Source organism: Pseudomonas sp. HMSC066A08 (genome assembly GCF_001813025.1).
GTDB classification, from domain to species: Bacteria; Pseudomonadota; Gammaproteobacteria; order Pseudomonadales; family Pseudomonadaceae; genus Pseudomonas; species Pseudomonas aeruginosa.
Genome location: NZ_KV811305.1, coordinates 133,968 through 159,412, shown reverse-complemented (window position 1 = coordinate 159,412; position 25,445 = coordinate 133,968). Strand labels below are relative to the sequence as shown.

The window sequence follows — 25,445 nt, the reverse complement described above, 5'->3', positions numbered from 1 at the left end:
CCTTAGATAAGCGTATTGCGTTTGGCGAACTCGATGAGATCCACCAGCGAGCCGGCGTTCAACTTCAACAACAAGCGCGCCTTGTAAGTGCTGACGGTCTTGTTGCTGATAAACATCTGCTCGGATATCTGCTTGTTCGAATAACCCTGGCTGAGATATTGCAATACCGATACTTCGCGATCGGACAGGCGTCCGAGCAATTCCACATCGTCGGAATAGGCACCCTGTTGCACAGGACGCATGGCCGAGCTGGGAAAGTAACTGTATCCCGAGGCGACCGCATTCACCGCCGTCACCAGTTCGGCCAGTCCGCCCTGCTTGCAGACGAACCCGGCGGCGCCCGCCTGCATGCTGCGCAGGGCGAAGAGCGAGGCGCTCTGGCCGGTCAGGACGAGGATCTTCAGGGGCAACGCCAGCACCATCAGGCGGCTGATGACCTCGAGGCCGTCCAGCCTGGGAATGCCGATATCGAGGATGACCAGGTCCGGCTTCAGCTCCCGCCCGAGGCTGATGGCATCCACGCCATTATCGGTATCGCCGACGATCTGGTGCCCTTCGGCTTCCAGCAACATCTTCATGGCCATGCGAATCACGGGATGATCGTCGACTATCAGAATACGGCTCATTGTCTGATTTCCTTGCCAATAAAAATTCAGAAAAAATTCCTCCTGAGCAAGATATAGACGGGAGCCATATTGTCGAGATATTCGATGGCAACTCATATGCTTTAAGGAATATTCTCACGGAAACTTAATTTATTTCTTACGGCGAATTCAAAACCTCGTATATTGCCAAGCAATTGCCCTGGTTATCTGCATGAAAAACACCCGCATATATACGCGCCCTCCCGGCTCGTTATCTGCCAGAGCGAGTTGAATAGTTCGTCAGGGGCTTCGAAGTATTGCTATCCGCATGTACGGCCACAAGCCGCGACATGCCTTGGGCTGGCCAAAGGAAAGCACGACGGGCGCCAGGCCAGATGGCGCCGGGGCAGGATTGAAGAGAGGGAAAACGCGACCGCCATCCTCGGGCGGGATGGCGGCGCTATCGCTTAGAGCTTCGGCAGGACAGGCTGTTCCGGGTACCAGGCGTCGACCAACGCGCCGACCTCGACGCTGGCCAGTTCCGGTTGCTGCTTCAACCAGGCCTCGATCAGGGTCCGCTGTTCTTCATTGACCGAGCCACGGCGCGCCAGGCAGACGAAACCGAATTCGTCACAGCCGCCATAGGTCAGTTCGTTGGCTTCGATCGCCTGGTCGATGAAGCGCAACATGAAAGCGTTCACCGCATCGGCATCCACGCCTTCCTTGTAGTGGAAGTTCAATTCGAAACCCAGCTCCTGGAATTCATCGACGCACAATTTCTTGCGCAGGCGGCGGGAACGATTAGTAGCCATGGCGGCATCTCCTGGATTGACGCTCCATTGGCGGAGCCTCGCATTACAGACAGTAGCCGACGCCGCTGGAGCCGCGGGCGACCCCCGGCAAGCTCCGCGCGGCGCGGCCGGATTGCCGGCGCACTCTACCAGTTCCGACCATTCGGCGATATGACGGCGAACTCCGCGAAACTCCAGCGCATCGTTATCCGCCTTGCGGCATAATGAGCAAGACGGCCTCTTCGCGTGATGCCCGTCTCTTTTTTCAGGTTCGCTTCGTTTTTCATCTTCATTTCATTTTCTACCCTCCGTCTTCAAGGGTTCTTCATTAATGTTCAAGTCGCTGCGTACTCTTGCCTTCGCCACGCTCCTGCCTTTTGCCCTTCCCACCCTCGCCCAGGTCAACGCCACCCTGCCGGCCAACGTGCAGAAAGCCCTGCAGACCAACAAGCTGACCGGCAACGATCTGTCGCTGGTGCTGATTCCGCTCGACGGCCCGGGCAACCCCACCTACTACAACGCCGACGTATCGGTGAACCCGGCCTCGACCATGAAGCTGTTCACCACCTATGCCGCCCTGGAAATGCTCGGCCCGACCTACCAGTGGAAGACCGAGTTCTACACCGACGGCCAGCTCAAGAACGGAGTGCTCAACGGCAACCTCTACCTCAAGGGCGGCGGCGATCCGAAACTGAACATGGAGAAGCTCTGGCTGCTGATGCGCGACCTGCGCGCCAATGGCGTGACCAAGGTCACCGGTGACCTGGTACTCGACCGCAGCTACTTCAACATCCCGCAGTTGCCGGTATTCAACGACGACGGCGGCGACGACACCAAGCCGTTCCTGGTCGGTCCGGACTCGCTGCTGGTCAACCTGAAGAGCGTGCGCATGGTGGTGCGCACCGACGGCAACAAGGTCAACGTGCAGATGGACCCGCCGCTGGCCAACGTACGCATCGACAACCAGGTGAAGATGACCGCGCCGGCCACCTGCCCGGCCTGGCCGAAGCTGCGCTTCAGCCCGGTGACCCAGTTCGACGGCACCACCCTGCTGGCCACCGGACAGATTCCCCAGGGCTGTAGCGCGCAGACCTACATGTCGCTGCTCGACCACCCCGGCTACACCGCCGGCGCGGTGCGCGGCATCTGGCAGGAACTGGGCGGCAGCATCCTCGGCAAGGATCGCCAGGGCAGCGTACCGCGCAACGCCACCCTGATCGCCAAGGCCTTCTCGCCAGACCTGGTCGAAATCATCCGCGACATCAACAAATACAGTAACAACACCATGGCCCGGCAGTTGTTCCTCTCCATCGGCGCGCAGTTCCGCAACAGTGCCGACGGCGACGACGCCCAGGCCGCGCAGCGGGTGGTGCGGCAGTGGCTGGCGCGCAAGGGCATCACCGCGCCGCGCCTGGTGATGGAGAACGGCTCGGGACTGTCGCGCCAGGAACGGGTCAGCGCCCGTGAGATGGCGGCGATGCTGCAAGCCGCCTGGCACAGCCCCTATGCACCGGAGTACATCTCCTCGCTGCCGCTGGCCGGCCTCGACGGCACCATGCGCAAACGCCTGCGGCGCACCGCACTGGTCGGCGAGGCGCACGTGAAGACCGGCACCCTCAACACCGTGCGCGCCCTCGCCGGCTTCAGCCGCGACGCCAGCGGCCACAACTGGGTGGTGGTGGCGATCCTCAACAGCCCGCGGCCGTGGGGCGCTTCGGCGATCCTCGACCAGGTACTGCTGAGCCTGCACGCGCGGAAATAAGGCGCAGCACGAAAAAAGGCCGCCAGCGGTTGTCCGCCGGCGGCCTTTTTCATGAATACCGCTCGCCTCAGCGAACGGTGACTCTCCAGGCCCGATGGATCTTCGGATTACGCGCGAAATCCGGATCGAGGGTTTCGCCAGTGATCTCTTCGACCGCATAGCGGGCCTGCACGCTCTCGTCCAGTTCGAACTTGCGGAAGTTGTTGGAGAAATACAGCACCCCGCCCGGCGCCAGCCGCGCCATGGCCAGGTCGAGCAGCTCGACGTGGTCGCGCTGCACATCGAATACGCCTTCCATGCGCTTGGAGTTGGAGAAGGTCGGCGGGTCGATGAAGATCAGTTCGTACTGGCCATCGTCTTCCCGCAACCACTCCATCACGTCGCCGTGCACCAGGCGCTGCTTGTCGGAAAAGCCGTTGAGCGACAGGTTGCGCCGCGCCCAGTCCAGATAGGTCTTCGACAGGTCGACGCTGGTGGTGCTGCGCGCGCCGCCCCTGGCCGCATGCACGGTGGCCGTGGCGGTATAGCAGAACAGGTTGAGGAAGCGCTTGCCGGCCGCCTCCTTCTGGATGCGCAGGCGCATCGGCCGGTGATCGAGGAACAGCCCGGTATCCAGGTAATCGGTCAGGTTCACCAGCAGGCGCACATCGCCCTCGCCCACCTCGAGGAACTTGCCCTCGCTGCTCTGCCGTTCGTACTGCTTCTTGCCGGCCTGGCGCTCGCGGCGCTTGACCACCACCCGCTCCTGGGCAACGCCCAGGGTCTGCGGAATAGCCGCCAGGGCGTCGAACAGGCGCGCCTGGGCTTTTGCCGGATCGATCGACTTGGGCGCGGCGTATTCCTGGACGTGAACCCAATCGCCGTAGATATCCACCGCCAGGGCATACTCCGGCATGTCGGCGTCATACAGGCGATAGCACTCGATCTTGTCGCGGCGCGCCCATTTGCCCAGTTGCCGGAGGTTCTTCTGCAGGCGATTGGCGAACATCTGCCCGCCCTCGCTCAGCCGTGCCGGCTCGCTCGGCGCCCGCGCCAGGCCTTCGTCGTTGCGTTCGCCACGCTCGCCGGTGACGAACTGGCGCGGCTCGACCTGGATCATCAGCAGCTTGCAGGCCAACGCGCCGTTCCAGAACGCGTATTGCTTATGGCTGCGGATACCCATGCGCTTGCCCAGTTCCGGCGCCCCGGTGAACACCCCGGCGTTCCAGCCGATGCAGCTCTGGCGCAGGCGCTCGCCGAGGTTCTGGTAGAGATACAGCAGGCTGGCTTCGTCGCCGAGGCGCTCGCCATAGGGCGGGTTGCAGATCACCAGGCCGGTCTGGCCCTTGTCCGGGCGCGGCTCGAAAGTCGCCAGTTCGCCCTGGTAGATCTTCACCCAGTCGGCCACTCCGGCACGCTCGATATTGTTGCGCGCCGGCTGGATCAGGCGCGGGTCGGCCTCGTAGCCGCGAATCCACAACGGCGGCCTGGCCAGGCCGGCCGCCGCGCGCTGCTGGGCTTCCTCGTGGAGCTTGCGCCACAGCGCCGGCACGTGACCCAGCCAATTGCTGAAGCCCCAGCGCTCGCGCCTGAGGTTCGGCGCGATATCGGCAGCCATCAGCGCCGCCTCGACCAGGAAGGTGCCGACGCCGCACATCGGGTCGGCCAGGGCACCGCCCTCGGCGGCGATCTTCGGCCAGCCGGCACGGATCAGCACCGCCGCCGCCAGGTTCTCCTTCAGCGGCGCGGCGCCCTGCTGCAGACGATAGCCACGCTGGTGCAGGCTATGCCCGGAGAGGTCCACGGAGAGGGTCGCCTGGCCGCGGTCGAGGTGCAGGTGGACGCGCACGTCCGGATTGACCTTGTCCACCGACGGGCGCCGGCCGGAGCGCTCGCGCAGGTTGTCGACGATCGCATCCTTGACCTTCAGCGCCCCGAAATGGGTGTTGTCGATGCCCGAGCCCTTGCCGCTGAACTCCACCGCCAGCGTGCCGCCGGCGTCCAGGTGGTCTTCCCAGTTCACCGCGTGGACCGCCATGTACATGGACTCGGCGTTCTCCACCGGAAATCGCGCCAGCACCAGCAAGACCCGGTTGGCCAGGCGCGACCACAGGCAGAGGCGATAGGCCACCTCCAGGCTGCCCTGCCCGCGCACCGCCGACACCTGGGCGCGCGCCTCGTCCAGGCCGAGCCCCTGCGCCTCTTCGAGAAGCAGGCTTTCCAGGCCTTTCGGGCAGGTCAGAAACAATTCGTAAACATCAGCCATATCGCCTTCCCGGGCCGTAGCCCTTGTCAGTGGAAGCACCCTCATGGGCACTTCTTTGGCACCAGGTGCCGTGGTTCGATTGCCGGAACGCTCCCGGCGTTGCTCGCTGCGACCCCGAGTCGCAGTCTGGGCGACCCTTCGTCGGAATGCGAGGAAATCTCAATTGGTGGGGGTGCAAAACGTTATAAGGCGCAACCCCGCGACCCTACGGCGTTAGCGCCGGAAACCAGGCGTCATGAGCCTGCAACATATGGCCCTATCGACGAAAGCGTTAAGTCTTTATGACAAATCGGTCATTCACACACCTGAACGCTTTGGTTAGAACTCCAGTTAATCCGCCACCGCAACGGTGTCGGGCGAGGGTCGTCACGCCGGCAACGACCCCTTTCGGCGAAAGCTTCGCCAGGCCTCCCCTGGGGGCCAACGGGACATAACAGTCAACAAGTGAGGGCAACACCCTATGAGAAGACTTAAGCGTGATCCGTTGGAAAGAGCCTTCTTGCGTGGTTATCAGAACGGCATAACCGGTAAATCTCGTGATCTTTGTCCGTTCACCCATCCTACGACGCGGCAGTCCTGGCTCAACGGCTGGCGCGAGGGCCGCGGCGACAACTGGGACGGTCTCACTGGTACGGCCGGCTTACAACGTCTCAATCAACTCCAGCACGTGTAAGCGACAACACGGATAGCACCGATTTCCCCAAGGCACGCCCCATCCGGGCGGCGGGCGCAAGCCCAAGGGCTCCGCAAGGAGCCCTTTTCAATTCCGCCGCGGCAATGCGGCGATGGCGTCCACCGCTTCGCGGATCAACGCCGGCCCCTTGTAGATGAAACCCGAATAGATCTGCACCAGGCTCGCCCCGGCAGCGATCTTCTCCGCCGCGTGCGCGCCCTCGGTGATACCGCCGGCGGCAATGATCGGCAGCCGTCCGCCCAGCTCGCCGGCCAGCACCTTCACCGTGTGCGTGCTCTTTTCCCGCACCGGCGCGCCGGACAAGCCACCCGCCTCGTCGCCATGCGGCAGGCCTTCCACGCCTTCGCGGCCGAGAGTGGTATTGGTCGCGATCACTGCGTCCATCCCCGCCTCGACCAGCGCCGCGGCGACCAGCGCGGTCTCTTCGTCGGTCATGTCCGGGGCGATCTTGATCGCCAGCGGTACCCGCCGGCCATGCCGCAGCGCCAGCGCTTCCTGGCGCTGGCGCAGTGCCTCCAGCAGTTGCTTGAGCGAATCGCCGAATTGCAGGCTGCGCAGGCCGGGTGTGTTCGGCGAGCTGACGTTGACGGTGACGTAGCTGGCGTCGGCGTAGACCTTGTCCAGGCAGGTCAGGTAGTCGTCGACCGCGCGCTCCACCGGGGTATCGAAGTTCTTGCCGATGTTGATCCCCAGCACGCCGCGATACTTCGCCGCGCGCACCCGCGCCAGCAGGTGGTCGACGCCGTGGTTGTTGAAGCCCATGCGATTGATGATCGCGTTGGCTTGCGGCAGGCGGAACAGGCGCGGCTTGGGATTGCCCGGCTGCGGTCGCGGAGTGACGGTGCCGATCTCGATGAAGCCGAAGCCGAGCTGGCCGAACCCGTCGATGGCGTCGCCGTTCTTGTCCAGGCCCGCGGCCAGCCCCACCGGGTTGGGAAACTCCAGGCCCAGCACAGAGACCGGTAGACTGGCCGGCTGGGGCATCAGCAGGCGGTTCAGGCCCAGGCGGCCGCCGGCCCCGATCAGGTCGATGGACAGTTCGTGGGAGGTTTCCGGGGACAGTTTGAACAGCAGCTGGCGGGCCAGGGTGTACATGGTCGGGTATCGGTCGGCAGAATGAAGGGTGCCGATTATAGCCGTCGAGCGCCCGCTCAGGCGAGGCGTTGCAGCGCCAGCAGGCGGCCATCCTCGCTGAAATCGAGGCGGAACGTGCCATGCACGCCATCGTGGCCGATGAACGGACGCAGGTGATGGGCCGGCAGGTTCACCCGGCGACCGTCGCGACTGCGCAGCAGGACCCGATTGGCCCTGCCGCCGTAGATGGCCTGCAGGCGTTCGCCGGACAGGGCGATATCCATGATGAGACTGGGCATGGAGCCCCCCGCTTGAATGAACCACGACAGCTTGCCACAAACCACGCGGTTGAATGTCACGCCCGAACCTGTGCTTCAATGGACGGACCGTCGCCGTCCCCTCCCGCCCCTTTCCGCGTCGGTCGCCGAGCCCGAGGAGCCCTCCGTCGATCATGAGTTCCAACTCGCGTAGCAACAGTACCTTCACCGGTCGCCTTTCCGCACTCGCCAATCGCCTGCGCCTGGGTGCCGCGCGAAGCGATGGCCGGGAGCTGCGCGAACGGGCGGCCGCCCTCGAGCTGCCGTTCCAAGCATTGCGACGGCCGGAGCCGAGCGTCTGGTGGCAGGCCGGACCGCCTCTGCACACCCTGGTCGACCTGCCGCGCGGCGCGCTGTCCGGCCCGGTCCAGGAAGACAAGGCGGAAGCCCACGCGGTCCTCAAGCGCCTGGTGCGGGTCAGCCACTCCACCCTGGAGTCGGTCGACCTGAAGACCATCGAAGGCGTATGCAGCCGCGAGATCCTCGTCCAGGCACCTTGCCCACGCCTGGAGGACCTGGCCACGGCCGAGGTCTGCCGGGGCGTACGGATCATCAGCTACAAGGATTTCGTCAAGGCCCTGAGCCTGGCCCTGCCGCGTTTCACCAACGGCGACAGCATCCGCCTGCGCCAGGCCGCCTGGCACGGCGAACGCCTGTTCTGGGCGGGCGAACGCCAGGCCTGCGCCTTCGCCGCGGCGATCGTCTACGCCCGCCGCCGCGAACTGGACCTGAAGCTGCCGGCCCACCTGGAACACTACGAACTGGAGCCCGGCGCGCTGGACGAACTGGAACAGCGCTACCACATGCTGCGGATTCCGAGCGAGGCCTGGTCCGAACCGACCTTCATGAGCCTGCTGCTGGATACCGGCCTGCCCTATGCGCGACTCGCCCTGTTCACCCCGGAAACCCCGGAATGCCTGTTGCTGCCCCGCAACGACGAACGCGCCGATGCCCTCGGCGAAGGTCTGCGGGCGGCTGGCGCGGCAGACGTGGTGAAGTATCTGAAGCAACTGTAGGCAACCGGCCAGGACTGGCCAGCTCGCGCCCTGACGTGCATCCTCCAGCAGACCCACACAGGAGCGATCGCATGTCCCTACCCCGCCTCAGTCTCTGTCTCGCCCTCGCCTGCGGGCCGGCGCTGGCCAGCCAGGCGCCGGTCTACGGCGAACGCCTGGAAGGCTTCGACTACGCCTATCCGGTGCATTATCTGGACTTCACCTCCCAGGGACAGCCGCTGAGCATGGCCTACCTCGACGTCGCGCCGGAGAAAGCCAACGGCCGCACCATCCTGCTCATGCACGGCAAGAATTTCTGCGCCGGGACCTGGGAGCGCACCATCGACGTGCTCGCCGATGCCGGCTACCGGGTGATCGCCGTCGACCAGGTCGGTTTCTGCAAGTCGAGCAAGCCGGCCCATTACCAGTACAGCTTCCAGCAACTGGCAGCCAACACCCACGCCCTGCTGGAACGGCTCGGCGTCGCCCGGGCCAGCGTGATCGGCCACTCCATGGGCGGCATGCTCGCTACCCGCTACGCCCTGCTCTATCCGCGGCAGGTCGAACGACTGGTGCTGGTCAACCCCATCGGCCTGGAGGACTGGAAGGCCCTGGGCGTGCCCTGGCGCAGCGTCGACGACTGGTACAGGCGCGACTTGCAGACCAGCGCCGAAGGCATTCGCCAATACCAGCAAGCCACCTACTACGCCGGCGAATGGCGCCCCGAATTCGATCGCTGGGTACGGATGCAGGCCGGTATGTATCGCGGCAAGGGGCGCGAGTCGGTGGCCTGGAACTCGGCGCTGACCTACGACATGATCTTCACCCAGCCGGTGGTCTACGAACTGGATCGGTTGCAGATGCCGACCCTGCTGCTGATCGGCGAGAAAGACAACACCGCCATCGGCAAGGACGCCGCGCCGGCGGAACTGAAAGCCAGGCTGGGCAACTACGCGCAACTGGGCAAGGACGCCGCCCGACGGATTCCCCAGGCGACCCTGGTGGAATTCCCCGACCTTGGCCATACCCCGCAGATACAGGCTCCGGAACGCTTCCACCAGGCACTGCTGAAGGGTCTGCAAACCCAGCCCTGAACCATCCACCGGCGGCGCTCTCGCCATCGGCTTCGCCGCGCCTTGCCCGGCGTCAACACCGATGCCTGCCGTCGGCGTTTCACTGCACTGGCTGCGCGACGACGCGTGGCTCGCGTCGCGCAAGCCCGCCCACGCCGCGGCCGTTCCCATCCACATGGAGGTTCATCGTGTTCCCTTGCCAACCCCGTTCGCTACTCGCCGGCGTCCTGCTGGCGAGCGTCCTGCCCGCTCACGCGGAGCTGCCCCACGCGCCCGCCTATATCGATGACAGCGCCTACCCGGCCGCGGCCCGCCAGCGCATCCTGCCACCGATGTTCGAGCAGAGGCTGGGCAGCCTGCGCTACCTCGCCAAGCCCGGCGACCCTTTGATCACCCAGGCCGAGAGCAGCGACTTCCAGCGCACCAGCGACTACCGCGAGACCCGCGCCTACCTGGAGAAACTGGTGGCCGCCTCCTCCGGCCGCATCGCCCTGCGCGAGTTGCCCGAGCGCAGCGCCGAGGGCCATCCGATGCTGCTGGTGACCGCCTCCACCGAGGCCGACAAGTCCGCCGCCGGCCTGAAGCGCTCCGCCAAGCCGACCTTGCTGGTGGAAGCCGAGATCCATCCCGGCGAGGCCAACGGCAAGGACGCCATGTTCATGCTGCTGCGCGACATGAGCGCTGCCGATCGTCCGCTCGCCGGGCTGCTGGAGAAGATCAACCTGCTGTTCATTCCGGTGGTCAACGTCGACGGCGACCTGCGCCGCAGCGCCTACGGGCGGATCAACCAGAACGGCCCGCGGGAAACCGGCTGGCGGGTGAACGGCCGCAATCTCAACCTCAACCGCGACTTCACCAAGCTCGACAGCGCGGAGATCCGCAACGTCGCCTGGGTGTTCAACCACTACGAGCTGAGCTTCTTCGCCGACACCCACTCCACCGACGGCGCCATGTATCCCTACGACAGCTCCTACTGCCACAACGGCAACGGCTGGTCACCGGCGAGCAGCGCCTGGATGGACCAGGTCATGCGCAAGCCGGTGTACCAGGCGCTGGAAAGCCTCGGGCACATGGTCCATGAATGCATCAGCCTGAACGACAACCAGGATCCGACCCAGGGCTACTACCCCTACCGCACCGATCTGGCGCGCTTCTCCAACCAGTACGGCGACATCCGCAACGTGCCGTCGATCCTCATCGAGCAACACGCCCTGCATCCGTACAAGACCCAGGTGCTGGGCAACTACGTGATGCTCAAGGCGATGTTCGAGGTGATCGGCGAGCAGGCCGCCAGCCTGCGCCAGGCCATCGCCAGGGACCGCGAGCGCCTGCTGCGGCAGAAGGAGGTGATCCTCACCTGGAAGCCGGGCGAGGCCGCCGAGACGCCGTTCGTGGTGGGCGACTACCGCTACGAGCAATCGCCGGTCACCGGGGCCCGTACAATCGTCTGGAGCAACCGGCCGAAGACGCTGAAACTACCGGTGACCGACAACGGCGTACCCGACCTGGTGGTGCCGCGTCCCCAGCGTTTCATCGTCCCGGCGCAGTGGCACGAGGTGATCGCCCGGATCAAGGCCCACGGCATCCGCTATACCACCCTGGAGCGTCCGACCGAAATCGCCGTGACCCTGTACCGCATGGACGACATCAAGCTCGCCGATGGCTTCGAACCGGATCGCGTGCAAGGCAACCGGATTCCGGGCTACGAAGGTCGCCTGCTGGTCGGCGGCACGCCGAAGCCGTTCCAGCGCCTGCAGACCTTCCCGGCCGGCTCGCTGTCGATCGACACCGCCCAGCCGCTGGGCGTCCTGGCCATCGACCTGCTGCAACCGCAGAGTCCGGATTCCTTCTGGTCCTGGGGCTTCTTCAATTCCACCCTGGTGGCCGCCGAGGAGCCGGAGGAATACGTGATGGAGCCGATGGCGCGCAAGATGCTGGCGGAAGACCCGGCGCTGAAGGCCGCCTTCGACAAACGCCTGCGCGAGGACAAGGCCTTCGCCGCCGATCCGCAGGCGCGCCTGCAATGGTTCTACCAGCGCACGCCGTTCTACGACGTGAACGCCTTCGTCTATCCGGTAGGAGTGGTGTTCTGAGGCCCACCTGGGACTGACGGCGGATAACGCGGGGCTTCGGGAGCCCCGTTTCCTCTCCCGCTTGCGGGAGAGGAAACGGGGAGAGGGGGCCGGTCTCAGGTACCGTCGGTGGGTGTGGGCAGGTTGCTTCTCGGCTTGCGCTTGCGCCTGGGTTTCAGCGGTTTTTCAGGTGGTGGCGACAGCTCCCGCTTGCGCACCTTCTTGAGGATTTCCCGATGCTTCTCGCGCCAGGCCGGCACGTCGAGACCGTGGAGCTCGAGCAGCTCGGGGTTGCGCTCCACCAGATAGACCGCCGCTTCCTGGGCGGCCTCGGCGATCTTCCAGGCGATCGACTGCGGTTCGATGCTGCCTTCATAGGCGATCCAGTCGCTGAACTCCGGGAAGGTCCCGCAGACCTTCTCGAAATCCTCGTCGTGCATGCGCTGCCGGCCACTCTCGATGTTCTCCAGGCGCTTGGGGTCCATGCCGACCACCTCGGAAAACTGCGGTCGGTTCAAGCCCGTCAGCCCGCGCAACCCGAACAGGCGCTCGCCGGCACGAAACAGGCAGCGCTTCCTCACTACATAGACCATGTACAGATACTTCCCTTCGTTTCTGGCGCGATGCGCCTCAGTCGCCCTTGCCGCTCGCGGGCGTTTTCCTCTTCCGCTGGCGCCTGGGTTCCGGCGGCTCTTCCAGGGGCGCCGGCTCCGCCTCCGGCGCCTGTTCCGCCGCCAGCAGCGCCTCGCGTATCTCGCGGTGGCGTTCGCGCCAGGCCTGCATGTCGATGCCGTGCTGCTCAAGCAGCACCGGGTTGCGCTCCACCAGGTAGACCGCGGCCGCCTGCGCCGAATCGGCGACCTTCCAGGCGATCGACTGCGGCTCGATGCTGCCTTCATAGGCGATCCAGTCGCTGAACTCCGGGAAGGTTCCGCAGACCTTCTCGAAGTCCTCGTCGTGCATGCGCTGCAGCTCGTTCTCGATGTTCTCCAGGCGCCTGGCCGTCATCCCCACCAACTCGGCGAACTGCGGACGGCTCAAGCCCATCAGCTCGCGCAGGGCGCGCAAGCGCTTGCCAGCAGTGAACAAACGTCGATTCTTTACCATGTGTAGTCCGCGTCTGATGGTTCCCTACTCATATTGATTCACTAACTGTTAGTAGATCAATATGAATCCAAGCCCTCTAGACCGAGGGTGCCCCTCCAACATCGGACCATGGTGCAGGACGCCTGATGAAAGTGGAAGAACTCCCCCAAGAGGGTTTCGCCGAGTGCCCCCGCTATATAACCCTGATGCGTTTCGCCTTCCTGACCGGCCTCAGCGACCGGCCGGACCTGCTCTATGCCTGGATAGAGAGCGGCGACCTGCCGATGCGAACCTTCGGCACGCAACGCCTGGTGGATATGCAGAAGCTGCAAAAACGCATCGAGGAAGCAAAAAAAGGGGCCGATTCAACCGGGTGAATCGGCCCTTTCTGAAAGACCCTGCCGCGGCGAAACCCCTCAGCGATTGAGCATGAAGGTCTCGTACTCCAGGTCGTCCAGCGCGGTGGTCAGGCGGTACAGCCCGACCAGCACGCAGACCAGCAGCGACAGGGTGAAGCCGTAGCCGAAGAAGCTCGGCCCGAGCAGCAGGCTGACGAAGGTCAGGGCGCCGTTGACGATCACGAACAGCACGCAGAGTTCGAGGACGATGCGGCGCTTGTCCAGGTAGAAGAAGACGTTGAGCAAGGCCATGAACACTACCTGGATGCTCACCCCGATCAGGTCGATGTAGAACAGCGGCAGGTAGTAGCGGGAAATTCCCAGCCAGCCGAGCAGTTGTGGCGCCAGCAGGAACAGCAGGACCACCGCCAGCCCCTGCACCTTGCAGATTTCCAGCAGGCCCTGGCGGATGGCGAGGATCATCTGCTCCTTGAGCAGGCCGATGTGCTGCAGGGTTTCGCCACCGCGGATCGCCTCGTAGACCCGCTCGTACCATTCGGCGAAGTCGGTCTCGATGCGCACCAGGAACACCGCCATGCCGGGAATGATCGACAGGTAGGCGAGGAAGATCGGCAGGTCGTAGAGGATCGAGGCGCGCAGCGGGCCGATCACCAGGTCCGAGGTGGATGGGTTGAACCAGAAGATGAACTTGTCGATCCAGATTCCCAGGTTGTAGCAGAGGCCGGTCAGCAGCAGACTGACGAAGACCTGCCGGCGGTCGAGGAAGTCGAAGGCCACCATGCGCCTGGCCGGGTACTCGCGGAGGATGTCGTAGAGGAAGACGAACAGCAGGCTGGCGTGGCCGATCAGCAACGCCAGCAGCAGGCCGTCCATCTGCATGAAGCGCAGCAGGTAGGCACAGGCGACCATCAGCGCGTAGCCGATCAGCATCACCAGCAGGATGCGCTTGTAGGCCTTCATTCCCGACAGGAAGATGATCACCAGCCACAGGTTGCAGAGCACCACGAAGTTGGCCATCACCAGCAGGCGGTAGGCGAACGGCTCATCGAACAGGGTCGCCAGCAATATCGCCGAGAGCAGGCCCGCCGCCAGCGTCACCAGCAACAGCACGCCCACCAGGTTGGGCAGGATCGCCTCGTGCTTGCGCTCGAACAGGCGATCGGAAATGAAGCGGGTGAAGAACAGTTGCAGGCCCCCGGTGAAGATCAGCGACAGCGCCATCAGGTAGGTCACCGTGATCAGGAACTGCCGGACCAGCACGTCCGGCACCACCACGCCGAGGCTCAGCACGCCGATCAGCATCACGCTGACGATCGACAGCACCCAGGGACCGGAGCTGATCAGCCCGGCGTAGAGGTAGGCGCGCAGGGTCGCCGTATAGGAATCGCGGGAAAGGATCTTCCGCAGTTCGAAGCCGATGCCGGCCATGTCATGCAATCTCCGTGGCTTCGCGGTACAGCCCGCGGTAACGTCCGAGCATCAGCGCCTCGGTGTAGTAGCGTTCGACCCGTTGCAGGCCGACCGCCTGGGCCGCCTGCCAGCGCTGCGGATTGCGCAGCAGGGCGAGGATCGCCCGCGAAGTGGCCTGCGGGTCGGCGATCGCCACCACCTCCCCGGCGCGGCCCAGGGCGCGATCTTCGACGCCGGCGCCTTCGATCAGTTCGCGGCAGGAACCGACGTCGCTGCTCACCACCGGCGCGCCGGCTGCCCAGGCCTCGAGGATCACCAGCGGCTGCGCTTCGCTGATCGAGGTGAGGACCATCAGGCCGAGTTGCGGCAGGACCTCGCCGATCCGACGAAAACCCAGGAACTTCACCTTGTCCTGCAGGCCGAGACTGGCCACCAGGCTGCGGCATTCGCTGGCATAGTCCGGGTCTTCCTCCTCCGGACCGACGATCCAGCCCTCCGCCTCCGGCATCGCGCTGACCACCCCGCGCATGGCGCGGATGAAGGTCTTCACGTCCTTGATCGGCACTACCCGGCCGACCAGCCCGACCACCGGCGGAATCCCCGGCGGCCGCCGTCCGAGGGCACCGGCCCAGGCATCGAGGTCGATGCCGTTGGGAATCACCCGGGTGCGCCGTGGCTCGGCGCCATCGAGCACCTGGCGCTGGCGGTTGCCTTCGTAGAGGGCGACGATTGGATCGGCGGCGCGATAGGTGAGCAGGCCGACACGCTCGAAGAAGCGGATCCACAAGCGACGGATGTAGCTGACCTCGGCATCCAGTCCGGTACTCAGTTGCTCGTCGGGGTTCTCCGCGATCCAGTTGGCCTGGGCCAGGTCGATCTTGCGCTCCTTGGTGTAGATGCCGTGCTCGCTCAGCAGGTAGCGGCAGCCCCAGCGACGTTGCAGGATGCAGCCCAGCAGGCCGGCGTAGCCGGTAGAGATCGAGTGCAGCATGCGCGCCCGCGGCATCCGCCGGGCCGCCTCGGCGAGCATGAACACCGGCGCCTGCATCGAGCGCAGGGTCCAGAAGTAATTGACGAAGGACGGATCGGTGCAATAGCGCTCGTAGCCTGCGGTGATCGCCTCCCAGCTGGCCTTGCTGTGGAGAAAGTCCTCGCGGCCGATGCGGCCCTCGGCGAGCAGGTCGAGCAGCGCGTCGCCCTCCTCCACGTCCGGCGTCTCCGGGTAGTGGAAGAAACGGTGCAGGTCGCGCAACGCCTTTTCGGTCTCGCCACTGCCCTGTCGCGTCTGCGGGTTCGGCGAACTCCAGGCGGTTTCCAGGAAGTGTTCCTCGATGTGCAGCACATTGTCCGGGATCGGGTAGTGGCGCTTGCCGTAGGCACCCTTCTGGCCGCCGATGAAGAACACCGAGAAGGTCAGGTCGGGGAGACCGAGGATCAATTGGTTGACCCAGCTGGAGACGCCGCCGCGGACATAGGGCCAGGTGCCCTCCAGCAGCAGGCAGACATCGGCGACGGGCGCCGTCGGAGCGGTGTGTTCGGTCATGTCCAGTATCCCGCCAGGGCCGCGAAGGGCGGCCGTTGCAGCATGTCGTCGGGCATTCCGGCGAGAAGCCGGGGGATGTCCCGGTAACGCCGCTGGAAGAACGCCACCTCGGCGCGGAACGGCGCCAGCTGCGCGCTGTCGATTCCCGCCTCCTCGGCGGCCTGGAGGGCGCGCCCGGCATCCTCCAGGCGGCCTTGTTCGAGGGCGATGCGCCCGGCCAGCAGGTGCAGGTCGGCCGAGGGTGTGCCGCGCAGCGCCTGGTCGGTATGCTCGCGCGCCTGCTCGAGGATGTGCTCCAGTACGCTGCCCTGGGCCAACCCCAGGTAGGCCAGTTCCCAGTACCAGCGCGCCAGGGTCCCGTGCAGCGCGCCGCGTTGCGTCGGCGTGGCGCCGGCGAGGCGGCCGAGGGCGGCTTCGATGCGCTGGTTGATCCGGCTTTCCTTCTGGTCGAGCATCGAGTAGGCCAGCAGGCGGACGTCGTCGGCGGGGTCGCGCAGGGCCAGCTTGAGGATCGGGATCGCCTCCTTGCCGGGCATCCGCCGGGTGGCGAAGATCGCCGTGAGTCGCTGGTTCGGGTCCGGCGCATGGCGCAGGACATCCTGCAGGCCGCCGTCGCTGAACATCATGTCGAGGCGCTTTTCCTTCGGTCGGAACGGCAACTCGGGGACGCCCATCGCCTGCCAGGCCTGCTCGCCACGCTGGCGCGGCAGGTATAGCGCCGGGAACACCGCCGCAGCGACGCCGACCGCTCCGATCAACGGCACGAAGAAGGCCAGGCTGAAGAGGAACAACGGGCTCCACGGCAGCGGAAACTTGTAGCGCCGTGGCAACAGCAGCCATACGCCGACGCACAGCAGCGCGCTGCCCAGGCCGTGGGCGAACAGGTAGAGCGCCAGCGCCTGGCCGAACGGCAGGTCGGCGAAGACGCTCGCCCAACTGCTCAGCTCGAACAGGAAGGCGCCGCTAAACAGCCACTTGCTGATCATTCAGGCCGCACTCGTTGAAAAGGAAATGTCCCAGCGCCTGCCGATCGTTGCCGGCGTCCAGTTCGTACTGGCGGATGCGCACGCCCAGCGACTCCAGCTCGCTGGCCTGGCCGAAGCGTTCGGCGAAGAGAATCCTCAGGCGCTGCAGATACCCCTGGGAGCCTTCGGCGGAAGTCAGCGGCAACAACACCAGCAGGACCCGCCGGCCCTCGTCGTTGCGCAGTCGCAACTGCACGTCGAGGCCACGCTGGCTGCCTTCCAGCAGACGCTGGACCTCTTCGCCGTAGCGCGCATCGGTCAGCTCGAAGGCATACAGGCAGGCCGGCAACCCATGGTCGCGGGCGTCCAGCAGGGAGCGCTTGAGGTACTGGGAGAAGCGCTGGGCGTCGATGTCGGCCAGTTGCAGTGCGCGACGGTCGCTCTGCAGCAAGTCGGCGACGTGCCCGGCGAGGATCGCCAGCAGGCTGAAGGTACGTTCGTTGAAGACGAAGAACGGCATCTGCTCCACCGCCAGCAGGGCAAGGATCCGCCCATCGGTATCGACCAGCGGCACGCACACCTGCAGCGCGCTGTGCGCACGCTGCTCGCCGCGCTCCAGCAGTTCCTGGCGCACGCTGACCAGTTCGCCGCGCTCCAGGCAGGTGCGCACCAGCAGATCGTCGCCGTCCAGCGCCTGCATCTCGCCGAGCGTCGCCAAGGGTTGCGGCTCCGGGGTCCGGTCGTGGCGCACCCGGTAGAGTCCGGCGATGCGCAGCGAACCGTACTGGGCCAGCAGCGCCAGCACGGTTTCCGCCAGAGCATCGAGCGGTGCCTCCTCGCCCGGCAGCTCGCGCAGCAGTTGTCGCAGACCGAGCAGCGAACTGCGCAGGCTCTGGTCGTTGCCGGCGACCCGCTGTTCCAGGCGATCGTGGGAGATGCGCAGGATGTGATGGACGCGGGTGAATTCGTCGAGGCGCAACTGGCGGTACTCGTTCGCCAGCTCCAGGCGCTCCAGGCGGCGTTCCCAGATGTCGCGGAACTCGCCCACCAACATGGCGCAGAGCAGCACGCCGACGATGAAGGCCGCCGGTACCTGGGCATAGGCCTCGACGCCCTGGACGCGGAACGCGAACAGCGCGGCCACCAGCAACGCCGCGCTGGCCAACCCGCGGACGAAGCCGTAGCGCATGCCCAGCAACAGGGGCGCGAGGATCACCCAGGGAAAGGTGGCGTTGACCTGCAGCGGGTCGTCCGGGCTGAACCACCAGCCCAGGCCCAGCGCGAGCGCGCTGATGACCAGCGTCTCGACCCAGGAGACACTGCCGCTGGCGCGCGGTGCGAGGGCGAAATCCTTGTGCGCGGACATCGCCGTCACTCGAGCCGCAGGTCGCCGACCAGCTCGCGCAGGACTTTCTGCGCGGCGCCCGCCAGGCTTTCCCGGGACCAGCCGGCGCGCGCCCCACTGGTGCTCCAAAGCACCCGCCCGGAGGCCGGCTCCAGCACCTGCAGGCTGACGCCCACCGCCGGCTCGCCGTCCAGGCCGTTCTTGTACTGCCACTCCTCGACGCTGCCGGTGACCACGTAGGCCAGCTTCTGCTGGCGTGCCCAGTCCAGCGCGCGCTGCTGGCGCTCGCGGTCGTCGACCAGTTGCAGGTCGCCTTGCGGCTGCGCCGGGTACAGGCGCGGCCGCACGCCCTCCTCGGCCAGCACGCTGAGCAGGATCTGCTCGGCACGCTCGCCGGCCTGCGGCGCCTGGGAATAATTGAGCAGCGGCACCAGGCCCCACTGCGCGCCACGCGCCAGCGGTGTAGCGCTTTCGCTGGTGAAGCTGGAGCAGCCCGCCATGAACAGGGCGACGGCCGCGAGAGCCAGGCAGCGGATGGATTGCATGTTGTGTTCCTCCTGTTGAATTCCGTATCCGGGCCGCGTTCAGCGGCCGAAGCGCGTGCTGTAGGTCACCCCGAGCGTGCCGCCGGCATCGCCGCCGCCGCCCTGGGGAGCCGACTGGTAGCCGAAGGTGAACGCCAGTTCGTCGTCGCCCAGCAGTTCCATGCCGATGCCGAGATCGATGCCGTAGTTGAACTCCTTCTCTGTCCACTGCCAGCCGGCCAGGGTGTCGACGATCCAGGTGTATTGCGGACGGCTGCGGTTCAGCGCGCCAGGGAAGCCACGGCGCCAGGTGCTGCCGAGGTAGACCTGGCCATAGCGGTCCTGCAGCAGGTCCTGGCTGCGCGCGCCATCGAGCGCCAGCGCACCGCCATGGGCCGCCAGCAGGTCGTCCGGCAGGCGGTTCTCCAGGCGATTGCGCTGGTAGTCGATGCCGCCGCGCAGTTGCCAGGCCGGGCCGTCGAAGAACAGTGTGTGGGCCCACTCCAGGGACAGCGCCTCGCCGTTGCCGAGGTCGTCGCCCTGGCGGGTGGAGAAGCGGTTGTGCGCCAGCGACCAGCTCAGCTGGTCGCGCCCGCTGAGGGTGTGGCGGCCGCCGAGCCGCAGGCTGTCGCGCATGCCGAGGGCTCGCATCAGGCCGGTCTCGTCGGTCTCGCGGTGCCAGTCGAGGCCCGCTTCCAGTTCGTCGCGCGAGCTCAGCCGCCAATTGCGCAGCAGCCCCAGGCCGTGGCGGTCCTCGTCGTCGCGCCAGCTGCCATCGAACGTCGCCGCGGCGAAGCCATCGGCCAGTTCGCGCCGCAACGTCAGCCTGGCGTTGCGTTCGCTACCGAGGAGCGAACTATCCAGGGCGTCGCCGCGATAGCGACCGCTGCCCAGTGCCAGGTCGGCGTACCAGTCGTCGCCAAGATGGCGTGCCGCGCGCAGCGTCGGTCCCTTGAAGTCGAGACCGCCGAAGTCGCGCTTGTTCCAACCCAGTTGCAGGCCCTGGGGCGTGCGTTCGAGGATTTCCGCCGCCTGCCGCCGCAGTTGCTCGCGGTTATCGCGCGAGTGGCCGTCACCCAGTGCGCCCAGGGCCTCGCCCAGCGCTTCGCCGCCATGGCCGAGACGCACCAGCGCCTCGACCCGCTGCGCCGGGTCCAGCTCGCCGCGCTCCAGCAGGCGTTGCAGGGCGGCGCGATTCTGGCTGCGCAGGGCGGCCTGGATCTCTTCGTTGCGCCCGATCTTCAGACCCTGGCCGCGCGCCCAGGCCAGCCAGTCATCCTTCAGCGGCTCCTGGTTGGTGGCGGCGAGTTGGTCGAGGAACTGCTCGAACCACAGCTGCAGCATCGCCGGCTCGCCATTCCAGGCCCGCCGCGCCTCGCCCTGGGCGAGCAGCGGCCCCTGGACCACGGCGAGCAGGCGCAGGTAGGCGGCGAAGCTGTCCGGGGTGGCCCTGACCGCCTCGCGCTCGAGCCGCCGGAGCAGTTGCCGGCGCAGGCGCAGGGCCTTGTCCTGGTAGCCGCTGGCATCCAGTGCGTCGGCATAGGCGGCCTGCACCAGCCAGTCGTTGGGATTGGACTTGAGGTACAGGCGGAACCAGGCCAGCGCCTGGCCGTTACGCTCGAGCAGCAGGCTGGCGCTGGCGAACGGCAGCCACAGCGTGCTGTCCCGTAGCGCCAGGCCATGCCATTGCGCCAACAGGGGTGCCAGGCTGTCGCGACGGCCACGGTCGATGTAGAACCAGAGCAGGCGTTCGCGCACCAGGTTCTCGCCGGGAAAACGCACCAGGGCTTCCCGGTACAGGCGCTCGGCGACGTCGCCATGGCCTTCCTGTTCCGCCAGCCGCGCCCTGGCCACCCAGTAATAGGGGCTGCCCTGCGCTTCCGGCAGGCCTTCGGCCTCGGCCAGCAGGCTCTTCAGGGCCGGCCAGTCGTGGAGGCTCTCCGCCAGTTGCAGGGCGCTGGCCAGGCGCCGCGGATCGCGGCTGCGCTGCCAACTGCCGATAAGCACCTGCAAGGCCTGCTTCGGATTGCTGTCCCGGTACAGGGCGACCAACTGGTCCTCGTCGCTGCTGTTCAGGCGGATGTCCAGGGCCAGCATGCGCTCGTAGGCGGCGCGGGCATCGTCGTCCTGCTCCAGGGCCCAGGCCAGTGCCGCGCGCAGGCGCCAGAACTCCGGCTCGCGGATCGCGCGGGTATCCACGCCGGCGAGGACCTTCCAGGCCTGGCGCGGATCGAACAGGTTCCAGTGGGTTTCCGCCCACTGCATGCGTTCCTTGACACTCAGCGGGAAATGCCGGGCCATCCGCGCCCAGACCCCGGTCTCTTCCTGCAACTGCTGGGTGTGTTCGAGGATCTGTTGCAAGCGCTGCCAGGCCAGGCGCTGTTTCGGATAACGCTGCACGTAGCCGCGCAGCCATGCCTCGCCCTCTTCCGGCGTGCCGCGGGTTTCATGGCTGTAGACCAGCGCATCGAGTTCCTCGTCGGTCATCTGTCGCTGCGCACCGATGGGCGCCAGCAGCTCGATGGCGCTGTCGAAATCGAACATCTGCAGCGACAGGCGCCAGGCATGCTCGCGCAGGGCCGGGTCATCGGCGCCGGCCAGCAGTTGCTTCCACAGGCCCAGCGCCCGCGGGCCGTTGCCGGTCCATTCGCCAAGGCGCGCGAGATCGGCCAGCAGCGTCCTGTCCTCCGGGCGCAGGGCCAGCAGCTCCTGGCCGACCTCCCAGGCCCGCTCGACCCGCCCGGCGGCCATGTTCAGACGCAGGTCGGCGGCCAGCGCCTCATGGTCTTCGGGGCGCAATTCGCGCCAGCGCCGGATGAAGCGTTCGGCCAGGTCGTAGCGCTGGCTGCCTTCGGCGGCGCGTACGCCCTCGGCGAGCCAGGCCAGGGTCGATTCATCCTCCGGCAAGGCGTCCAGCCGCTGGTCCAGCAACACCGCCGCCTGTTCGCCGCGCTCGCCAGCGAGCAGGCTGGCGAAGGCCTGGCGCAGATAGGCCAGGCGCTTCGCCGGCTCGGTTTGCGCTTCGGCCAGTTGCCGCTGGATGTCCGCCGCCGGCAGCGGCTCGCCGGAAGCCAGGTACCAGCGGGCCGCCTCGTCCAGCCAGCGCTGCCGGCCCTGCGGGTCGCGGCCGGCCAGCTCGGCAAAGGTCCGCGCCGCCAGGTCCGGCGCGTCCAGGGCCAGGGCATGACGGGCAAGTCGTTCGAGCATGGCGTCGCTCAACGAAACGTGCTCGATCTTGCGCAGGCGCTCCAGCAATCGGCGCGTCTGCTCCTCATCCATGCCCTCGGGCCTGGCCAGGGCGCCAAGGATGTCCAGCTCCACCTCGTAGAACGGCGTTGCCAGGCGGTCCTTGCCGCGCAGAAGGGCCAGGTGATGACGCGCCTGCCCGAAGTCGCCGAGCTTGACCAGCAGATCGATCAGGGTCAGGCGCAGCGCGTCGTTCTCCGGGTGCGCCTGCAACAGCAGTTCGGCGTAGTTCACCGAGACCGCGTCGGGCTCGCCATCGCCGCTGGGCATGAATACCTCTTCGCTGTTGAAGGTCAGCCACAGCACCAGTACCACCCCGAGAGCGACCGGCAGCAGGGCCCAGGGATTCAGCAGGCGCGCCTTGGGATGCTTGTCAGCGGCAGACGAGTTGGCCATCGCGCACCTGCTCCATCGGCAACTCGAACGTCCACAGGCCGTTGCCGGCCTTTCCCGGGAAGGCCTTGCCGGCCGCGCTCAGCCGGCAATCGCCCGCCGCGCGCACCACCAGGCGCAATGGCAGGTGCCCGGCGAAGGCGAACTCGACGCGGCCATCGTCGCGGTAGCGCCAGTGCTTCAGCGGCAGGTTGGCCTCCTCCAGCGCCGGCCGCGGATCGCGGCTGTCGCGCAGGACCAGGCGCGCATTCGCCGCACTCAGGTGTACATAGCGCCCCTGGGGCAGGTCGCGCACGCCCGCGACTCCCGTGGAGCGACCGAGGTCCGGCCAACCCAGCGCCGGGTCCAGGCGCACCGTGCGCAAGGCGGCGAAGCCGCGCAACTGCCAGCTGCCATCGGCACGCTTGGCCAGGCTGGCGCGATGCAGGCCTTCCAGGCGCGGGATGTAGTCACTCATCCACAGCGACAACGGCTGCTCCGCCTGCATCGCCGCGTAGATCTGGTGCATGGTGCGGATCGAGGCCTGCTTGGTCCCCGAATAGAAGTGGTAGTACAGGTGCAGGCCGCGCAGGCGGCGCGGGCTGTCGGTCAGGGCGAAGGTATCGATGACGCCGCGGAAGCCGTAGTACGGCCCCTGCCAGAGATTGGTGTAGACGTTCTCGTTGATGATCGGTGCGTAGTACTGCACGCCGCCGCGGGTGGGCCGGATCAGCGGGTAGAGTCCGGTCAGCGAGGGAAAGGCCCGGGTCAGCGCGGTATTGCCGCCGTTGACGTTCATCAGCCCGGCGTCGTAGGCGAGCTTGATGGTGGCGGCGTCGGGCAGCGCGTCGCCGGACCAGAAGATCATCTTGACCGGTTTCCGCGGGGTGGTCAGGCGCTGCTCGATGTAGTCGCGGGCGCCGATCACCTCGCGTACGAAGTCGACCTTGTCGTAGCCCGGGATGGCCATCTTGTAGCCATACTGGGCCTCGAAGTTCTCGCCCTGCTCGGCCAGTTGCGGCTGCCAGAAGAACGGATGGCTGAAGGTATGGCTGGCGACCTCCACCTTGTCGTCGGCGAAGATGCGCCGGGCAATCGGCTCCAGTTCCCTGGCCAGGTGCGGATACATGCCCTTCGGTCCGACCTCGCCTTCGATCACCGAGACCGAGGTGAGGAACGGATAGGGCTTGATGAAGTCCTCCAGCACCTGCTGGCCGGCATAGGGACTGCCGGGCACCTCGGCTCGGGAGACGAAGCCATCGCCATCGATGTGCACGGTGGCGATGCGCCGGCCATTCTCGGTGGTTGCGTCGGGACTCGGCAGCGGCGCAAGACGCAAGGCCTTGCGCAGGAAGGCGAACGGATCGAGGATCCAGCGCCGGTGCTCGCTACCCTCCTCCAGCACATAGGGCGCCAGGGCGAAGCCACCCCAGTCGGCGGTCGCCACCGGCACGTACGCCTTGCCGTCGCCCTTGAGCTTGAGCGCCGGGATCACCCGCGCCGGATCGAGTACGGTGAGCGCCGGCAGGTCACGGATCCGGATCACCAGCGGCGCCTCGAAGGAACCAAGCAGCGCCTGGTCGTGGGTCTCGGTACTCGGCTTTACCTTGAGTTTCTGCGACAGCCGGCGAATACCCAGGCGCTGCAACAGGCCGTCGTTCTCGGTGGGCAGGCCGGCGAGGAACGCCACCGGCACCTTTTCGTCGAGACGTGCAGCGATCCAGTTGTCGAAGGCGTCGCTGGCCAGCGGCGGTCCACTGGTCATCCAGGTCACCACCCCGGCGTAGAGACCGCTCAGCGGACGTTCGGGCAGCGGCTGGTCGGTGGGCAGGTAGTCGACCCGATAACCGAGGTATTCGAGCAGGCCACCGAGGTAGACGTGACCGGGGCTCAGGGTCAGGTCGCCCTCGCGCGGATCGTAGAGCAGCGCGATGCGCCGCGGTTGCACCTCGACGTCGCTCACTCCCAGGTAGTCCAGCGCCGGGGTGCTGACGAACGGCACGTAGCCTTCGCTACGCAAGCGCACAGCGAGCTTGCGCGCCTCGTCGCGCCGCTCCGGAGGCAGGTAGTCGATGGCGACGATGGGCATGCCCTGGGCGCGCAGGGCATCCAGGTGGCCCTTCAGCCAATCGCGATCGTCCTGGGGCACCTCGCGGTATTGCCCGGCAGCGGCGTCCCAACCGGCATGGATCGACTCCACGGCCACCGCCGACGCGACGCCGGGCAACTCCGGCAGCACTTCGAAACCGCGATTGAAAAACAGCTTGAGGCCCGGCTCCTGGCGATGCAGCTGGGCGAGGAAACTGGCCAGCGCCCGGCGCTGGCCCTCGCGGCGCTCCTCGGCCTGTAGCTGGAAGCTATCCAGGGTATCGAGGAACAGGCCGGCGTAGCCCTGCTTGCGCAGCTCCGCGGCGCGCTTGAGCAGGTGTGCCCGCCAGCTCGGCGCGGCGAGGTCCATTACCTGGCTATTCCAGGCTTCGTTGCGGACCGCGCTCTTGCCCCGGGCCAGGCCACTGTCGGCGATGGCGGCGGCGTCGCCGTCGAACTCGCCGACCGACAGATAGGCGAAGGGCGTGCTGCCCTGCTCCTTCAGATATCCGACATCGGCTGGCTTGAGATGCGCCGCCTCGAGCACCACCCAGTCGAACTGGGAAAGCTCGGCCAGCGGCGGCCGCTCGGCGTACCAGAACGCCACGCTGGACGGCCCGCCGGCAGCCCCTGCGGCAGTGCCGGCACAAAGCGCCAGCGCCAGGCCGGCAAGCCAGGCGAGCGGGCGCTCGATGGGTCGAAGGGTGTTACGGCAGAACGGCAGACGCAGCACGGCGATTCCTTTCTTGCTGAACCGCATGCCCAGCCTACGCGGCAGGGTCGATACCGACCGAGGCGGCAGGTCGGAAGCATGGATGCGGTTTCCGGTGGCAACGTCGAATCCCTGGCAGTGCGGGCACGGCCAAAGCAGCCGCAGGCGATTAACGTCAATCTAATGAC

Annotated in this window: 20 protein-coding genes; 6 read left to right on the top strand and 14 right to left on the bottom strand. The window is 66.5% G+C overall.

The window, feature by feature from the left end; translation table 11 throughout:
* Nucleotides 1-2: 2 nt before the first annotated feature.
* Both HMPREF2886_RS16960 and HMPREF2886_RS16955 read right to left on the bottom strand, forming a co-directional pair.
* Complete coding sequence (locus tag HMPREF2886_RS16960) at nt 3-626, bottom strand: response regulator transcription factor (protein ID WP_003091268.1); 624 nt, start codon at nt 624-626, stop codon at nt 3-5.
* Between the two features lie 425 nt (nt 627-1,051).
* A complete protein-coding gene (locus HMPREF2886_RS16955; RefSeq protein ID WP_033968940.1) occupies nt 1,052-1,396 on the bottom strand; it encodes a YggL 50S ribosome-binding family protein in 345 nt (114 codons plus the stop codon).
* A gap of 310 nt (nt 1,397-1,706) precedes the next feature.
* Here HMPREF2886_RS16955 and dacB point away from each other — a divergent pair, with 310 nt between their 5' ends.
* Entirely contained in the window at nt 1,707-3,137 is a 1,431-nt protein-coding gene (gene dacB, locus HMPREF2886_RS16950; RefSeq protein ID WP_003160657.1) for a D-alanyl-D-alanine carboxypeptidase/D-alanyl-D-alanine endopeptidase, read from the top strand.
* A 67-nt stretch (nt 3,138-3,204) separates the two neighbouring features.
* Here the strand turns inward: dacB and rlmKL are convergent, their stop codons facing one another.
* A complete protein-coding gene (rlmKL, locus tag HMPREF2886_RS16945) occupies nt 3,205-5,382 on the bottom strand; it encodes a bifunctional 23S rRNA (guanine(2069)-N(7))-methyltransferase RlmK/23S rRNA (guanine(2445)-N(2))-methyltransferase RlmL (protein ID WP_070747905.1) in 2,178 nt (725 codons plus the stop codon).
* A 460-nt stretch (nt 5,383-5,842) separates the two neighbouring features.
* On the opposite strand from rlmKL, the gene rmf reads away from it, so the two are divergent.
* Nucleotides 5,843-6,055 carry a ribosome modulation factor gene (rmf, locus tag HMPREF2886_RS16940; RefSeq protein ID WP_003103238.1) on the top strand — a complete coding sequence of 71 codons (213 nt, stop codon included), beginning with the start codon at nt 5,843-5,845 and terminating at the stop codon, nt 6,053-6,055.
* Nucleotides 6,056-6,142: 87 nt separating this feature from the next.
* On the opposite strand, the gene HMPREF2886_RS16935 is transcribed toward rmf, so the two are convergent.
* Together HMPREF2886_RS16935 and HMPREF2886_RS16930 are read right to left on the bottom strand one after the other, a co-directional pair.
* Nucleotides 6,143-7,171 carry a quinone-dependent dihydroorotate dehydrogenase gene (locus tag HMPREF2886_RS16935; protein WP_070747903.1) on the bottom strand — a complete coding sequence of 343 codons (1,029 nt, stop codon included), beginning with the start codon at nt 7,169-7,171 and terminating at the stop codon, nt 6,143-6,145.
* A 56-nt stretch (nt 7,172-7,227) separates the two neighbouring features.
* The gene (locus HMPREF2886_RS16930) at nt 7,228-7,449 is read right to left on the bottom strand and encodes a DUF2835 domain-containing protein (RefSeq protein ID WP_003103227.1); all 222 of its coding nucleotides are present in this window, start codon (nt 7,447-7,449) and stop codon (nt 7,228-7,230) included.
* A gap of 152 nt (nt 7,450-7,601) precedes the next feature.
* Here HMPREF2886_RS16930 and HMPREF2886_RS16925 point away from each other — a divergent pair, with 152 nt between their 5' ends.
* The 3 genes from HMPREF2886_RS16925 to HMPREF2886_RS16915 all read left to right on the top strand — a co-directional run bounded on the left by HMPREF2886_RS16925 (nt 7,602) and on the right by HMPREF2886_RS16915 (nt 11,628).
* Entirely contained in the window at nt 7,602-8,483 is an 882-nt protein-coding gene (locus tag HMPREF2886_RS16925; RefSeq protein WP_039027628.1) for a DUF6685 family protein, read from the top strand.
* 71 nt (nt 8,484-8,554) lie between these two features.
* Nucleotides 8,555-9,556: an alpha/beta fold hydrolase gene (locus HMPREF2886_RS16920; protein WP_058179047.1), complete on the top strand. Its 1,002-nt coding sequence runs from the start codon at nt 8,555-8,557 to the stop codon at nt 9,554-9,556.
* A gap of 167 nt (nt 9,557-9,723) precedes the next feature.
* The gene (locus tag HMPREF2886_RS16915) at nt 9,724-11,628 is read left to right on the top strand and encodes a M14 family metallopeptidase (protein WP_070747901.1); all 1,905 of its coding nucleotides are present in this window, start codon (nt 9,724-9,726) and stop codon (nt 11,626-11,628) included.
* 95 nt (nt 11,629-11,723) lie between these two features.
* Here the strand turns inward: HMPREF2886_RS16915 and HMPREF2886_RS16910 are convergent, their stop codons facing one another.
* Both HMPREF2886_RS16910 and HMPREF2886_RS16905 read right to left on the bottom strand, forming a co-directional pair.
* Nucleotides 11,724-12,200: a helix-turn-helix domain-containing protein gene (locus tag HMPREF2886_RS16910; protein ID WP_033968949.1), complete on the bottom strand. Its 477-nt coding sequence runs from the start codon at nt 12,198-12,200 to the stop codon at nt 11,724-11,726.
* Nucleotides 12,201-12,237: 37 nt separating this feature from the next.
* Nucleotides 12,238-12,714: a helix-turn-helix domain-containing protein gene (locus HMPREF2886_RS16905; RefSeq protein WP_070747899.1), complete on the bottom strand. Its 477-nt coding sequence runs from the start codon at nt 12,712-12,714 to the stop codon at nt 12,238-12,240.
* A gap of 125 nt (nt 12,715-12,839) precedes the next feature.
* Between HMPREF2886_RS16905 and HMPREF2886_RS16900 the strand changes: the two genes are divergently transcribed.
* Nucleotides 12,840-13,070, top strand: a complete 231-nt coding sequence (locus HMPREF2886_RS16900) for a hypothetical protein (protein ID WP_003091282.1) — start codon at nt 12,840-12,842, stop codon at nt 13,068-13,070.
* Between the two features lie 39 nt (nt 13,071-13,109).
* Here the strand turns inward: HMPREF2886_RS16900 and pelG are convergent, their stop codons facing one another.
* From pelG to HMPREF2886_RS16865, 7 genes are read right to left on the bottom strand one after another with little or no spacing between them, the layout of a single operon-like run.
* Nucleotides 13,110-14,480 carry an exopolysaccharide Pel transporter PelG gene (gene pelG / locus HMPREF2886_RS16895; protein WP_033968953.1) on the bottom strand — a complete coding sequence of 457 codons (1,371 nt, stop codon included), beginning with the start codon at nt 14,478-14,480 and terminating at the stop codon, nt 13,110-13,112.
* A 1-nt stretch (nt 14,481) separates the two neighbouring features.
* Nucleotides 14,482-16,005, bottom strand: a complete 1,524-nt coding sequence (gene pelF / locus HMPREF2886_RS16890) for a GT4 family glycosyltransferase PelF (protein WP_070747897.1) — start codon at nt 16,003-16,005, stop codon at nt 14,482-14,484.
* The gene (locus tag HMPREF2886_RS16885; protein WP_070747895.1) at nt 16,002-16,991 is read right to left on the bottom strand and encodes a tetratricopeptide repeat protein; all 990 of its coding nucleotides are present in this window, start codon (nt 16,989-16,991) and stop codon (nt 16,002-16,004) included. The genes pelF and HMPREF2886_RS16885 overlap by 4 nt, the downstream gene beginning before the upstream one ends.
* Complete coding sequence (locus HMPREF2886_RS16880) at nt 16,969-18,336, bottom strand: pellicle/biofilm biosynthesis GGDEF protein PelD (RefSeq protein ID WP_070747892.1); 1,368 nt, start codon at nt 18,334-18,336, stop codon at nt 16,969-16,971. The genes HMPREF2886_RS16885 and HMPREF2886_RS16880 overlap by 23 nt, the downstream gene beginning before the upstream one ends.
* Before the next feature lie 5 nt (nt 18,337-18,341).
* Nucleotides 18,342-18,860 (bottom strand): pellicle/biofilm biosynthesis outer membrane protein PelC, encoded by a 519-nt coding sequence (locus HMPREF2886_RS16875; protein WP_003091288.1) that lies wholly within the window; start codon nt 18,858-18,860, stop codon nt 18,342-18,344.
* Between the two features lie 39 nt (nt 18,861-18,899).
* Nucleotides 18,900-22,481, bottom strand: coding sequence for a tetratricopeptide repeat protein (locus HMPREF2886_RS16870; protein ID WP_070747889.1), 3,582 nt, complete (start codon nt 22,479-22,481; stop codon nt 18,900-18,902).
* A complete protein-coding gene (locus tag HMPREF2886_RS16865) occupies nt 22,459-25,305 on the bottom strand; it encodes a bifunctional glycoside hydrolase/polysaccharide deacetylase family protein (RefSeq protein ID WP_033968961.1) in 2,847 nt (948 codons plus the stop codon). Before HMPREF2886_RS16865 ends, HMPREF2886_RS16870 begins: the two co-directional genes overlap by 23 nt.
* Nucleotides 25,306-25,445: the final 140 nt, after the last annotated feature.